Raw genomic sequence first — 13,453 nt, forward strand, 5'->3', positions numbered from 1 at the left:
GATGATTTGGATAGCCGATTCAGCGCACCAGATGGGCTTGATCGGCTGAAATTTCGTGTAAATGGACGGTCTGCGGTAGCGGCGGTTCAGGCGACCTTCTTGGCGGCCTGCTCTGCGGCCTTGGCCAGTTCGGCCAGCACTTCGTCGGCATGGGCCTTGGGCGCCATGGGGAAGCCCAGGCGCGCGCGGCTGTCCAGATAGCTCTTGCCCACCGCACGGGCCAGATTGCGGATACGGCCGATATAGGCGGCGCGCTCGGTCACGCTGATGGCGCCACGGGCGTCCAGCAGGTTGAAGGTGTGGGCCGCCTTGAGCACCTGCTCATAGGCAGGCAGCGCCAGTTGGGCGTCGATCAACTGGTTGGCTGTGCCTTCGTGCGCAGCAAAGGCGCTGAACAGAAACTCGGCATTCGAATGCTCGAAGTTGTAGGTGGATTGCTCCACTTCGTTCTGGTGGAACACGTCGCCATAACTCAGGCCATCGGTATAGACCAGGTCGTACACCGATTCCTTGCCCTGCAGGTACATGGCCAGACGTTCCAGACCGTAGGTGATCTCACCGGTGGCGGGCTTGCAGTCGATGCCGGCCACTTGCTGGAAGTAGGTGAACTGGGTCACTTCCATGCCATTGAGCCAGACTTCCCAGCCCAGCCCCCACGCGCCCAGGGTGGGGTTTTCCCAGTCGTCTTCGACAAAGCGGATGTCGTTCTTCTTCAAGTCAAAGCCCAGGGCTTCCAGCGAGCCCAGGTACAGCTCGAGGATGTTGTCGGGAGCGGGCTTGAGCACCACCTGAAACTGGTAGTAGTGCTGCAGACGGTTGGGATTCTCGCCATAGCGGCCATCCTTGGGCCGGCGGCTGGGCTGCACATAAGCGGCCTTCCAGGGCTCCGGACCGATGGCGCGCAAGAACGTGGCGGTGTGCGAGGTCCCGGCACCGACTTCCATGTCATAGGGCTGGAGCAATGCACAGCCATGGTCGGCCCAGTAGGACTGCAGTTTCAGAATGATTTGTTGGAAGGTCAGCATGACGGGCTATTCGGATCGGTGCAGACGACGGGCGACTACACCTTCTATCTATCGTTATGGAGGCAGGCGCCCCACCGCCGGGAACAAACCAGCGGCACGGCTACGCGCGCGAAAGGAGTGATTTTAGGCCTGCCACCCTGTATTTACGAAGCCAGGCCGGGCTACGGTGTTACACGGATGAGCGGCATGCACAAATTAGGAGCACACCATGCCCGTCCCTCTTGAATCTCCCAAATTAATCATTTTCAAAACCTTGTTACAGCCGCGCCAACAGCTACGCTTTTGATACTCGCAATCATCTCTGTCAACAGCCCGGGTTCTACAATGACCGTGCAATGGCTCACTTTCCCACCTGCCTGCGAGGTTTGGCATGAATCTGTTCAACATCATCAAAAACCAGCTGATTGAAATCATCGAGTGGACCGATGACTCGCGCGACACCCTGTCCTACCGCTGGCCGGATGAGGACAAGGAGATCAAGAACGGCGCCCAGTTGATCGTGCGCGAATCGCAGCAGGTGCAGTTTGTCTCTGCAGGCCAGTACGCCGACCTGTTCGGACCGGGCAAGCATGCCCTGACCACGCAGAACATCCCCATCCTCTCGACCATCCAGGGCTGGAAACATGGCTTCCAGTCGCCGTTCAAGTGCGATGTCTACTACCTCAACACACGCCTGTTCACCGGCAACAAATGGGGCACGTCCAACCCCGTCATGCTGCGTGACAAGGACTTTGGGGTGGTGCGCATCCGCGCCTTCGGCACGTATGACTTCCGCATCGTCCAGCCGGCCAAGTTCCTGAAAGAGGTGGCGGGCACGGACCAGAACTTCCGCCTGGACGAATTTGCCGACACCATGCGCTCGCGCATTGTCAGCATCTTCACCGAAGCCCTGGCCAAGGCCCAGGTGCCGGTACTCGACGTAGCCACCCGCTACAGCGACCTGGGCGATGCGCTGCTGCAGATCATCAACCCGGCCGTCACCGACAAGTACGGCTTGGAGATCACCAGCTTCATCCTGGAGAACGTGTCCGTGCCGCCCGAGGTGGAACAGGCCATCGACAAGCGCTCCAGCATGGGCGCCATCGGCAACTTGAATGACTATGTGAAATACCAGATGGGCCAGGCCATGGCCAGCGGCAGTGAAGGCACGGCGGCAGCCACCCTCCCCGCCACCATGGCCATGGGCTTCGGTATGGCGCAGGAGATGATGAAAAGCATGCAAGGCGGCACAGCGGGGGCGAACGGAGCTTCGGGGACAGGCGCTTCTTCTACAGACCCTTTCTCACCTGAAGCTGCACAGGCGGCGCGCACCCAGGCTGCACCCGCACCAGCGGCCATGCAGGTCTTCACCCCGGCCCAGGCTGCTCAGGTACTGGGGGTGGCAGAAGCCGATGTACTGGCCGAAATTCAGGCCGGTCACCTGAAAGCGCGCCAGATCGGCAGCCAGTGGCGCATCGGCCAGGCGGCGCTGGACGAGTTCCTGCGCGGGTAAGCAAAGCGCCTCCTGAGCGGTTTCGCCGCCCACCTCTCTGGCGCTTGCGCGCTCGAGAGAACAATGCCCTCGCTGCAGGGCAGCCCTTGCGCGGCGTCCTGGCGTGGGGGCATGCCAGCATCAAGGCCCATGTGCAATGCACTTGATATTTTTGAGCCGTGACCGAAAACGCAGCCCCCTCTTCTTCCAGCCATGCTCCCGCTGTGCCAGCAGTCCCGCCGTCCATGGTGCGCAAGCACCCCTGCCCGGAATGCGGTGGCAATCTGGAATGGAATGCCAAGGCCCAGGCACTCAAATGCCCATACTGCGGCACCACCGCGCCTTGGAGCGAAGCCACGCGCGAAGAGCTGGGCCGCTCCGTGGTGGAGCAGGACTTGGCCGAAGCCCTGCGCTACCCCGCCAGCGGCCGCGGCTGGGGCACCGATGAGCGCTATGAGGTGCAATGCCAGAACTGCCGTGCCATCTCGGTCTTCTTGAACAAGACCGCAGCCCAGCGCTGCGACTTCTGCGGCTCGCCGGCCATCGTGGCACACGAAGAGCGCAACGATGCCATCACGCCGCAGAGCATCCTGCCGTTCCAGATCAGCGACGGGCAGATCCGCGACCGCATCCGCCAGTGGTATGGCAGCCGCTGGTTCGCGCCCAGCACACTCAAAACCGCAGCGCTGACCGATACGCTGCACGGCATCTACCTGCCCTACTGGACCTTTGATGCCCATGCCGACGCCCAATGGCAGGCCGAGGCTGGTTACTACTATTACAGAACCGAAACCTACCGCGACACCGATGGCACGCAGCAAACCCGCGAGGTGCGCCATGTGCGCTGGGAATCGGCGTCCGGCCAGTTGCAGCATTTCTTCGACGACGCGCTGGTGCCCGGCACCGTCGGCGTGCAACCCGATTTGCTGCGCCAGGTGGAGCCGTTTCCGACCACCACCGACCTGAAGCCCTACACCCCGGAGTTTGTCCGCGGATGGACCGTGGAGCGCTACCAGGTCGACCTGTCCAAAGCCGCACAACTGAACGAACAGGACATGGATGCCCAGCTGCGCAGCCTGTGCGCCCGCCAGGTGCCGGGCGACACCATGCGCAATCTGCAGGTGCAGCGCCAATACACCGGCAGAACCTTCAAGCACACACTGGTGCCGGTATGGCTGGTGGGCTACACCTATGGCCGCACCACCTACCAGATCGTGGCCAATGGCTATACCGGCCAGATTGCCGGGGAGCGGCCTTACAGCTGGGTGAAGATCAGCTTCGCCGTGCTGTGCGCTGTACTGCTGTTGCTGATCGTGCTGGGCATGGCGCAGAACAGATGAATAAAAAAGAGCTGCCGTTGGCAGCTCTTTTTGGATAAAGCAATGGTGCTGTGCCTTATCCAAGGAAGGTATCCGCATCCTGCAGCAAAGGCTGCTTCAGGTCTTTTTCCGACAGCAGCCAATCCATCCCCAAATCCGGCCAGGCAATGCCAATCTGCGGGTCATTCCAGGCAATGCCCCGGTCCGACTCGGGCGCGTAGTAGTCCGTGGTCTTGTAGAGGAAGTCGGCCGATTCACTCAGCACCACAAAGCCATGGGCGAATCCGGGCGGAATCCAGAACTGCTTGTGGCTGTACTCCGTCAACTCCTCAGCCACCCATTTGCCAAAGGTCGCAGACCCCTGGCGAATGTCCACCGCCACATCCCACACAGAGCCACGCACCACACGCACCAGCTTGCCCTGGGCATGCGGAGGCAATTGGTAATGCAGGCCACGCAGCACCCCTTTGCGGCTACGGCTGTGGTTGTCCTGCACAAACTCGAAGCTGGTGCCAGTGGCGGCATTGAAAGCCTGCTGGTTGAAGCTTTCGTAGAAAAAACCGCGGGCATCCCCAAACACCTTGGGTTCGACCACCATCACATCCGGAATCGCGGTAGGCGTGGCTTTCATCGCACACCACCTTTGATGCATTGCATCAGATACTTACCATAGCCATTCTTGAGCAGCGGCTGCGCCAGCTTTTCCACCTGAGCGGCACCGATCCAGCCGGCACGGAAGGCAATCTCTTCGGGACAGGCCACTTTCAGCCCCTGTCGTTGCTCCAGGGTGGCAATGAACTGGCCGGCTTCGAGCAGGCTGTCGTGCGTGCCGGTATCCAGCCACGCATAGCCGCGGCCCATCAGTTGCACATTCAACTGAGCCTGCTCCAGATACAGGCGATTCAGGTCCGTGATTTCCAGCTCTCCGCGCGGTGAAGGCTGCAGCGACTTGGCCATTTCCACCACCTGGCTGTCATAGAAATACAGGCCGGTGACGGCATAGTTTGACTTTGGTCGGGCAGGCTTTTCCTCCAGCGACAGCACCTGGCCCTGGGGGTCAAATTCCGCCACGCCATAACGCTCCGGATCCTGCACATGGTAGGCAAACACCGTCGCCCCCGCCTGCTGGCTATCGGCATTTTTCAAGAGCCCCTGGAAATCATGGCCATAGAAAATGTTGTCTCCCAATACCAAGGCACTGGGAGCGCCGGCCAGGAATTCCTCACCAATCAGAAACGCCTGCGCCAGGCCATCGGGGGAAGGCTGCACCGCGTATTGCAATTGCAGGCCCCACTGGCTGCCATCACCCAGTAGCTGTTCAAAACGCGGCGTGTCCTGCGGCGTGCTGATGATCAGAATTTCACGAATACCAGCCAGCATCAGCGTACTGAGCGGGTAATAAATCATGGGCTTGTCGTAAATGGGCAGCAGCTGTTTGCTGATGGCCAGGGTGGCAGGGTGCAAACGGGTGCCGGAGCCACCCGCCAAAATAATGCCTTTGCGTGCAGATGTCATGGCGTTGAATAGCGGAATTACAAAATTTCATGCAGCATGCGCGTCACGCCCTGCTGCCAGGAGGGGAGCTGCAAGCCGAATGTGGCTTGCAGCTTGCGGGTGTCCAGCCTCGAGTTGTGCGGCCGCTGGGCAGGCGTCGGAAATGCGCTGCTGGGAACCGGGCGAACTTCCCTGGCCATGATCGACATCGCTGGCTGCACCTGCTGGGCTTGCTCAAGCACATAGCGGGCATAGGCATTCCAAGTGGTTTCGCCCTGCGCCACCAGATGGTACAGGCCCGCATCCTGCGGACAGCGCGCCACCTGCCGGATGGCATGGGCCGTCACATCGGCAATCAGGTCCGCTCCGGTGGGGGCTCCCCACTGGTCATCGATCACCGTCAGCGACTCCCGCTCCTGCGCCAGGCGCAGCATGGTCTTGACAAAATTGCCGCCACGCGCCGCATAGACCCAGCTGGTGCGAAAGATCAGGTGCCTGCCGCCGGAAGCCTGGATGCGCTGCTCGCCTTCCAGCTTGGTGTGGCCGTACACCGAGAGCGGCGCCACGGCATCGGTTTCCAGGCGTGGCTCGGTGCCACTGCCATCGAACACATAGTCGGTGCTGTAGTGCACCAGCAAAGCACCCAAGGCCTTTGCCTCCTGGGCCAGGACACCCGGCGCCAGGGCATTGAGCGTACGTGCCAGTTCGGGCTCGGACTCCGCCTTGTCCACCGCCGTGTGGGCAGCAGCATTGACGATCACATCGGGCCGCAGCTGGCGCACCGTCTGCACCAGGCCCTCCAGATGGCCCAGGTCGCCGCACAGCCCGTCCGCACCGAGCCGCCCCAGCGCCACCAGCTCCCCCAGCGGTGCCAGGCTGCGGTGCAGCTCCCAGCCCACCTGCCCCTCTTTGCCCAACAGCAAAATCTTCATGGTCACGCTACCGTGGCGGTGTACTGCTTTTGCACCCAGTCGCGGTAAGCGCCGGACTGCACATGGGCGACCCATTCCGGGTTGCTCAAATACCACTGCACCGTCTTGCGGATGCCGGTGTCGAAGGTTTCTGCCGGCTTCCAGCCCAACTCGCGCTCCAGCTTGCGGGCATCGATGGCGTAGCGGCGGTCATGTCCCGGGCGGTCGGTCACATAGGTGATCTGCTCGGCGTAGCCCTTGCCGTCGGCGCGCGGACGCAACTCGTCCAGCAGGGCGCATACGGTTTTGACAATGTCGATATTGGCCTGTTCGTTCCAGCCCCCCACGTTGTAGGTATCGCCCAGTTTGCCCGCCTCCAGCACGCGGCGGATGGCGCTGCAATGGTCGCGCACATACAGCCAGTCCCGCACCTGCATGCCGTCGCCGTAGACCGGCAGCGGCTTGCCGGCCAACGCATTGACGATCACCAGCGGAATCAACTTTTCGGGGAAATGCAGCGGGCCGTAGTTGTTGCTGCAGTTGGTGGTCAGCACCGGCAGGCCATAGGTGTGGTGCCAGGCACGCACCAGATGGTCGCTGGCGGCCTTGCTGGCCGAATACGGGCTGTTGGGCTCGTAATTGTGCTCTTCCGTGAAAGCGGGATCGGAGGGCGACAGCGTGCCGTAGACCTCGTCCGTCGACACATGCAGGAAGCGAAAATCCGATTTGGCGTTGCCCTGCAGCCCATTCCAGTACCCCCGCACGGCTTCCAGCAAGCGGAACGTGCCCACCACATTGGTCTGGATGAAGTCTTCCGGGCCATGGATGGAGCGGTCCACATGGCTTTCGGCTGCGAAGTTGATCACCGCACGCGGTTGGTGCTGGGCCAGCAACGCTTCCATGGCGGCGCTGTCCCCGATATCCGCCTGCACGAACACATGCCGTGCATCGTCTTGCACCGAGGCAAGGTTTTCCAAATTGCCGGCATAGGTCAACTTGTCCACATTGACCACCGGTTCCTGCTGGGTGACCAGCCAATCCAAAACAAAATTTGCGCCAATAAAGCCAGCGCCACCGGTGACAAGAATCATGGAAGGATTTTTTCTGAGAATGTGAGCCGATTATCCCACTGCACTCTCCGGCCCAGGTAAGCATCTTTTTCTGCCCCAAACTCCCTGGGAGGGGAATTTTCCCCTGCGGCGCATGAAGCCGCCGGCATTTCGCCCCGTCAGCCCCAGCGCCGTTGCGCCATCACCAGCAGGCCATCAAAAATCAGGTTGTCTAGCAGTTGGAAGGGGCGCGTCATGCTGGGGGCCATCTTCCAGCCGGCGCCCCCGGCCATGATGCAGGCAGGCTCCGCCCCGCAGTGCTGGGATAGATGCTGGTACATGCGCTCCACCGCCCCAGCAATGGCATAGGTCCCGCCGCTGGTCAGCGCATCGCTGGTGTTCTTGGGAAACAGCCTGACTTCGCCGGTCGGCACATGCAGACCCGCCGTCCCGCCTTCCAGCGCGCGCAGCATGATGCCGTGACCGGGGATGATCAAGCCACCCAGAAAGTTGCCTTCGGCATCCAGCGCATCCACTGTCACCGCCGTGCCCACCATCACCACAATCAGCGGCCTGGCCAGCCCTTGCTGCAGCATCTGGTGGCGCGCACCAATCATCGCCACCCACCGGTCGGCCCCCAGGCGCGAAGGATGGTCATAGCCATTGACCACGCCGGCTTCCTCCACCGATGGCACTACCCATTGCGGCTCCAGGGTCCAGCCCAGCATCAGCTCGATCTGGTCGTGCACGCGGCGCTTGGCGGTATCGCCTGCCACCACGCAGCCCAGCATGCGCGTGGGCGCTGGCAAGCCGGCCCAGCAGCCCTCGGCCAGGCGCTCGATATGTTCCAGAAACTCCGCGCCATGGGCCAGCAGCGCGGCCCCGGGGCGGTGATCGTCGTACATGGCCCACTTCAAGCGGGTGTTGCCGATGTCAATGGCCAGAAAAGTCATGCGGCGGATTATCTGTATTTTTGTTTCCCAACCGGACAACAACGTCTCATACAAGACACGCCACGCGGGCAATTGTCAACAAATGGAACAGCCGCCGGCCCCGTCTTGCCAAGAGCGGATTTGCCGCTACAGTGGGGCGGTTTTCTTCCCTGTCCACCACTTCAAGGAGTCAATCCATGGGACTTTTCAGTTTCATCAAGGAAGCCGGCGAAAAGCTGTTCGGCGGCAAGGATGCCAACGCAGCCACCCCAGCGGACGACCTGAATGCCAAGGCCGCGCAGGCCATTGCCACGTACATCAATGCCCAGAACCTGGGCGTGAGCAATCTGCAGGTCGCCTATGACGGCAGCCAGGGCAAGGTCACCGTGACCGGCGTGGCGCCCACCCAGGGGGCCAAGGAAAAAGTCACCCTGTGCTGCGGCAATGTTTCCAGTGTGACCACTGTGGACAACCAGATGTCCGTCACCAACCCCGAACCCGAAGCCCAGTACCACGACGTGGTGCGCGGCGACACGCTGTCGGCCATCGCCAAGAAATACTACGGCGATGCCAACAAGTACCCGGCGATTTTCGAAGCCAACAAGCCCATGCTGTCGCACCCCGACAAGATCTACCCCGGCCAGAAACTGCGCATTCCGGCCCTGTAAGCCCTGTGCCGCTGTCAAAAAGGCTCCCGCTAGGAGCCTTTTTTTTCATAGGTGCCTGGCGCTTCACTGGTGCCAGGGCAGGCCCTGCTTGCGCCAGCCGCTTTTCTGGCCACGCTGGTTGTGGGCGTCCAGATCACCTTCAAAGCCTTCGAGGATGTTGTAGGCCTCAATACCCAGCGCCGCCGCACGCTGTGCCGCTGCAACCGAGCGCACGCCGCTGCGGCACAGCAGCACGACCTTGCCACCGGGAGGTACCGCGGCGCGCAGCTGGGCATCAAAGTCGGGGTTGGGTTGCATGCCAGGCCATTGCTTGAGCGCCACGGGAATGGCTCCGGGCACCTGGCCCACCCAGGCGCGCTCGGCATCGGTGCGCACATCCACCAACACAGCCTGTCCGGTCTGTACCCATTGCCAGGCCAGAGGCGCAGGAATATCGCCGGCATAGCCCGCTGCGGGAGTGACCTGGAGATCGGTGGCGGAGGCTGTCATATGCGGTCCTGAAGCAAAAAATCCGTCAAATCATGCCAAGGCCATGTGCGGCCTGGCAGCGCTGGTGCGCATTGTGCGCGCTGCGGAGTTTGCTGCACAGCGCGCAGCACTGCCATCATGCGGGTTTCAGCCAGTTACCGGCCCAACCTGTGCAGAAAATGCGCGGCTGCCGTCCCCCGCTATTTGCCGGGGACTTCACTGTTCATCGACGCCACCCACTTGAAGGGGCGGCGCTTTCCAACCACCTGACGCCGCCGCTCAGGCCCACAACGGCGAAGCGTGCTCGCGCAGTTCGGCCCGCAGGGCCGCATAGTCGGGGGCGACCTCTGCCACTGTGGCCCAGAAGCGCGGACTGTGGTCCATCACCCGCAGGTGGGACAGCTCATGCACCACCACATAGTCCAGCACCGCCATGCGACAGTGCAGCAAGCGCCAGTTCAGCATGATGCTGCCGTCGCTCTTGGCGCTGCCCCAGCGCGTGCGCGCGTTGGACAGGCGCAGGCTGCGCCACTGCACCCCCAGTTGCGGGGCATAGTGGCGCAAGCGTTCGGTGAACAGGTTGCGCGCATGGCGCAACCACCAGGCGGCCACTGCAGCACGCACCTGGGCCGCGCTGGCGTCAGGTGCCATCGGCAGGTGCAGCGCCCAGGCACCTTCACTGACCGCCAGCAGGCTGCCGCCGCGCGGCGCGGCCAGGTGCAGGCGCAAGGTGATCTGGCCGCCCAGATAAGGCAGCACGGCGCCATCCGCCCAGGCGATGCGCTGGGCCTGCGCCTGTTCGGAACGTTCCCGCTGTTCCAGCAGCTTTTGCACAATCCAGTGCGCTTTCTCGTGGATGGCAGCGTCCAGCTGCTCCAGCGTAATCCAGCGCGGTGCGCGGATGGCCAAGCCTTCGGACCCCACCTGAAAACCAATGCTGCGGCGCGTAGCGCGCTCCAGCCGGTAGGCCACGCGGGTGCCGTCCCGCAACAGAATCTGGTGCGTGGCCGCAGGGTGCTGAAAGTCCTGCCCGCCCCACAGCAGCGCCTGGCCACCCGCCTGTGGCACCGGCGTGGCGACAGAAGCCAGTGCCTCTGGCGCCCGCTGGGCTTGCGTGAAAAAGCGGTGTGGCATGCGGCCTGCCGTGGACAGTGCGCGCGGCGGCTCAGTCCTGTGCGGATGCAGCAGGCATGGGCAGCGGGGCCGGAGCGGCCGGGTAGGCCTCCGGGTCCAGGCGGCGCATCTCGGCTTCAATCCAGGCCTGCACCTCGGCCATCAACTCTTCATGCTTGCGGCCGACCGTGGGAATGGGCTTGCCAATGGACACATCCACCACGCCCGGGGTCTTGACAAACGCCTTGCGCTGCCAGCATTTGGCCGACGTCACAGCCACTGGCACCACCGGCTTGCCGGCCATGATCGCCAGCCGTGTGGCTCCCGTCTTGTATTCCCCCACTTCGCCGCGCGCGATGCGGGTTCCCTCGGGGAACATAATGACCCACACGCCTTTTTCCAGCAGCCGCTTGCCTTGCTCCACCACCTTGTGGAAAGCGCGCGATCCATGCTTGCGGTCGATGTGGATCATGTCCAGGCTGCCGATGGACCAACCGAAGAACGGAATCTGCAGCAGTTCCTTCTTGAACACATAGGCCAGCGGCCGCGGCATGATGGCCGGCAACAGGAAAGTCTCGTAGGTTGACTGGTGCTTGGACAGCAGCACCACGCCTTCGGTGTCGCTGTCCGGTAGATGCTCCATGCCCTGCACGCGGTAGCGCACGCCGCAGAACCAGCCCGCCGCATCCACGCACAGTGCCAGCCAGGCACGGGCCACTTTCCAGCGCGCGTCGGGCGAGGCTCCGCACACCCGCAGCAGCAGGATGAGCAGGGTGTAGGGAATGACGGTGACGCACATGAACAACATGTGCAACAGGGAACGGAGAAAAGGCATGGATGTCAGAAACAATCGGTAGACACAGGCGTCAGACCCTAGAGGATAAGGCTTGCGCGGTTTTGCGTCAGACGGAAGGGGACGGTGCCGGCGCTTCGGTCGCCGCAGGGGCCAAAGCCTGGGCCAGTTCCGCCCAGCCAGCATAGTGCTGCACCGCCTGTGGCAGGGCCGGTGCCGGCATGGTGGCCACCCCACTGCCCTGCTCCACCCACACCAGGTGGGCGCCGATCGCCGCCCCGGCCTGCAAATGGGCATGGTCCTGACCAATCACCCAGATTTCATGCGGCTCGGCCCCATAGCGGACCGCAATCTGCTGCAGCAGACCCGGCGCGGGCTTGCGGCAGGCGCAGCCTTCATCCGGAGCATGGGGACAGAAGAACGCGGCCTCGACCCGTGCTCCGGCAGTGGCCAGCTCGCGCTGCATGCGCTGGTGCACGGCATTGAGTTCGTTCACATCGAAATTGCCCCGCCCCAACCCCGGCTGGTTGGTGGCGACCACCACATGCCAGCCAGCACGGTTGAGCTGGGCAATCGCGTCCAGCACTCCAGCCTGGGGCTGCCAATCCCGCGCGCCCACCACGGCGTCTTCCCCCTCGGGGTGAAGGGTGCCAATTCGGTCCAGGATCGCGAGCTTCATGGTGGATTCGGGCACAGCCCGCAGCGGTGGCAGACAAAACCGCCAGACCCGGCTTTGCGTGCAAAACCGGCCCGGCGCCTGCACGCATTCTAGGGCGCCATGCCCAGCGTGCAGACGCAACCGCCCGTGAGCACCCACCAATGATGCAGCGCAGCAACTATTCGCTCGCCGCAGCAGTGCCTCCCGCAGGGGAAGCGCCGCGTTTTGAGCAACATTCCAGCGCAACCTGCGCTTTTCCGGATTGCCAACGCCCGGGGTTTTGCGCTTGGCCCCGGCATTCGGTCGAATTTCAGGCCCCAGCCAGCGGCTTACCAACCGCTCCACACCTCTTCGGCCAGGCCAAACGCCGTGCTGGCCCCCGAACCGCTGGTCACCGCCACCACCCGCGTGGCGTCGTCAGGGGCCTTGACCAGGCAGGGCGCATCGAGCGACACCGGGTAGGTCCCCACCCAGCGCTCCACCACGTGGTCGCCTTCCAGGTGCAATGCTTCGCGCAGATGGCGCAGCATCAGCCTGTCCACCGCCTCGCTGGCAAAAGGCGACGGCGCCGGGCCGTAGTGGTGGGAGTCACCCACCACCAGTGAACCATCGGCGCTTTGCACGGCGATCAGGTGGATGCCATGCGCCAGGCTTTCGGCCTCGTCCCGCTCCAGCTCGGCACGCAGTGCCGCCGCTTCAGGCAGTGCGCTATAGCCTTCGTAGCGGACCAGGCTCAGGTCTCCCATGACCGAACCCTGCAGCGCAACACCGGCCTTCGGCTGCACCCTCAGCATCTGCAACTGGCACAGCTGCACCTGGTGCTCCGTCCAGGCGTCTGCAAACAAGCCTCCGGGATCGGCGTTGTTGCAAACCACCACACGCTCGGCGTGGTAGCTGCCGCGTGAGGTGGTGACGCGCGGCGTGGCCACTTGCGTCACGGTCTCGCTGAAGCGGAAATCCACCCCCAGCGCCTGCTGCAGCCACTGCGCCAGCATCGGAATGGCGGTGCGGGATTCCACACGCAGCTCGTGCGGACTGTAGAGCACCGATTGCAGTCCTTCGGTACGCAGCGCCGGGTGACGCTCGGCGGCCTGGGCCGGCGTGAGCAGCGCACAGTGCGTGGCCATGTCGGTGCGCATGAAGGCATCCAGCACGGCAGCGGCTGCCGGACGGCGTGCGGTCAGCCACAGGCCGGAGTGGACCACGTCGATCCCCGCCTTGGGCGCCACCTCGGCCCAGATGGCGCGTGAACGCAGCGCACGCTGCCAGTGGTCACCGGCACGCTGGCCGGTGATGGTGACAAAGCCGAAGTTGCGGATGGAGGCGCCCAGACAGGCACTGTCGCGCTCAATCACCAGCACGGACTTGCCGCGGACCGCCGCGGTATAGGCATGGGCCAGGCCGACGATACCGGCACCGACGACGATCAGATCGTAATTTTTCATAGCATGAACAGCCAAGAAAGGAAACAAAAGGCAAAGGAGCGCCCTGGCGCCACACCAGACGGCAGGGCACAGGGAAGTCCACGGGAGGAGAGAGGGAAATAGAAAGC

Annotated in this window: 14 protein-coding genes; 3 read left to right on the forward strand and 11 right to left on the reverse strand. The window is 63.1% G+C overall.

Annotated features, from left to right (window positions below; all coding sequences use genetic code 11):
• Positions 1-86: 86 nt before the first annotated feature.
• Entirely contained in the window at positions 87-1,025 is a 939-nt protein-coding gene (glyQ, locus tag B3349_RS13325; RefSeq protein ID WP_291589351.1) for a glycine--tRNA ligase subunit alpha, read from the reverse strand.
• A 370-nt stretch (positions 1,026-1,395) separates the two neighbouring features.
• Between glyQ and B3349_RS13330 the strand changes: the two genes are divergently transcribed.
• Positions 1,396-2,517, forward strand: coding sequence for an SPFH and helix-turn-helix domain-containing protein (locus tag B3349_RS13330; RefSeq protein WP_291589353.1), 1,122 nt, complete (start codon positions 1,396-1,398; stop codon positions 2,515-2,517).
• Positions 2,518-2,741: 224 nt separating this feature from the next.
• Positions 2,742-3,836, forward strand: a complete 1,095-nt coding sequence (locus tag B3349_RS13335; protein ID WP_414646908.1) for a TFIIB-type zinc ribbon-containing protein — start codon at positions 2,742-2,744, stop codon at positions 3,834-3,836.
• A gap of 55 nt (positions 3,837-3,891) precedes the next feature.
• On the opposite strand, the gene rfbC is transcribed toward B3349_RS13335, so the two are convergent.
• The 5 genes from rfbC to B3349_RS13360 all read right to left on the reverse strand — a co-directional run bounded on the left by rfbC (position 3,892) and on the right by B3349_RS13360 (position 8,222).
• A complete protein-coding gene (gene rfbC, locus B3349_RS13340; protein WP_291589356.1) occupies positions 3,892-4,446 on the reverse strand; it encodes a dTDP-4-dehydrorhamnose 3,5-epimerase in 555 nt (184 codons plus the stop codon).
• Entirely contained in the window at positions 4,443-5,330 is an 888-nt protein-coding gene (gene rfbA / locus B3349_RS13345) for a glucose-1-phosphate thymidylyltransferase RfbA (protein WP_291589358.1), read from the reverse strand. The genes rfbC and rfbA overlap by 4 nt, the downstream gene beginning before the upstream one ends.
• A gap of 17 nt (positions 5,331-5,347) precedes the next feature.
• Positions 5,348-6,241 carry a dTDP-4-dehydrorhamnose reductase gene (gene rfbD, locus B3349_RS13350; RefSeq protein WP_291589360.1) on the reverse strand — a complete coding sequence of 298 codons (894 nt, stop codon included), beginning with the start codon at positions 6,239-6,241 and terminating at the stop codon, positions 5,348-5,350.
• Positions 6,242-6,243: 2 nt separating this feature from the next.
• On the reverse strand, positions 6,244-7,311 hold the full coding sequence (gene rfbB, locus B3349_RS13355; RefSeq protein WP_291589362.1) for a dTDP-glucose 4,6-dehydratase: 1,068 nt from the start codon (positions 7,309-7,311) through the stop codon (positions 6,244-6,246).
• Positions 7,312-7,448: 137 nt separating this feature from the next.
• On the reverse strand, positions 7,449-8,222 hold the full coding sequence (locus B3349_RS13360) for a type III pantothenate kinase (RefSeq protein WP_291589363.1): 774 nt from the start codon (positions 8,220-8,222) through the stop codon (positions 7,449-7,451).
• Positions 8,223-8,398: 176 nt separating this feature from the next.
• Here B3349_RS13360 and lysM point away from each other — a divergent pair, with 176 nt between their 5' ends.
• Positions 8,399-8,869 (forward strand): peptidoglycan-binding protein LysM, encoded by a 471-nt coding sequence (gene lysM, locus B3349_RS13365; RefSeq protein WP_291589365.1) that lies wholly within the window; start codon positions 8,399-8,401, stop codon positions 8,867-8,869.
• A 63-nt stretch (positions 8,870-8,932) separates the two neighbouring features.
• Here lysM and B3349_RS13370 read toward each other — a convergent pair whose 3' ends face one another.
• The 5 genes from B3349_RS13370 to B3349_RS13390 all read right to left on the reverse strand — a co-directional run bounded on the left by B3349_RS13370 (position 8,933) and on the right by B3349_RS13390 (position 13,346).
• On the reverse strand, positions 8,933-9,358 hold the full coding sequence (locus tag B3349_RS13370; RefSeq protein ID WP_291589367.1) for a rhodanese-like domain-containing protein: 426 nt from the start codon (positions 9,356-9,358) through the stop codon (positions 8,933-8,935).
• 258 nt (positions 9,359-9,616) lie between these two features.
• Positions 9,617-10,471 carry a M48 family metallopeptidase gene (locus B3349_RS13375; RefSeq protein WP_291589368.1) on the reverse strand — a complete coding sequence of 285 codons (855 nt, stop codon included), beginning with the start codon at positions 10,469-10,471 and terminating at the stop codon, positions 9,617-9,619.
• Positions 10,472-10,502: 31 nt separating this feature from the next.
• On the reverse strand, positions 10,503-11,285 hold the full coding sequence (locus B3349_RS13380; RefSeq protein WP_291589370.1) for a lysophospholipid acyltransferase family protein: 783 nt from the start codon (positions 11,283-11,285) through the stop codon (positions 10,503-10,505).
• A gap of 67 nt (positions 11,286-11,352) precedes the next feature.
• Positions 11,353-11,922 (reverse strand): D-glycero-alpha-D-manno-heptose-1,7-bisphosphate 7-phosphatase, encoded by a 570-nt coding sequence (locus B3349_RS13385; protein WP_291589372.1) that lies wholly within the window; start codon positions 11,920-11,922, stop codon positions 11,353-11,355.
• Positions 11,923-12,230: 308 nt separating this feature from the next.
• A complete protein-coding gene (locus tag B3349_RS13390) occupies positions 12,231-13,346 on the reverse strand; it encodes a TIGR03364 family FAD-dependent oxidoreductase (RefSeq protein ID WP_291589375.1) in 1,116 nt (371 codons plus the stop codon).
• Positions 13,347-13,453: the final 107 nt, after the last annotated feature.

The sequence above is a fragment of the Comamonas sp. UBA7528 genome (genome assembly GCF_002479375.1).
Taxonomy (GTDB): Bacteria; Pseudomonadota; Gammaproteobacteria; order Burkholderiales; family Burkholderiaceae_C; genus Comamonas.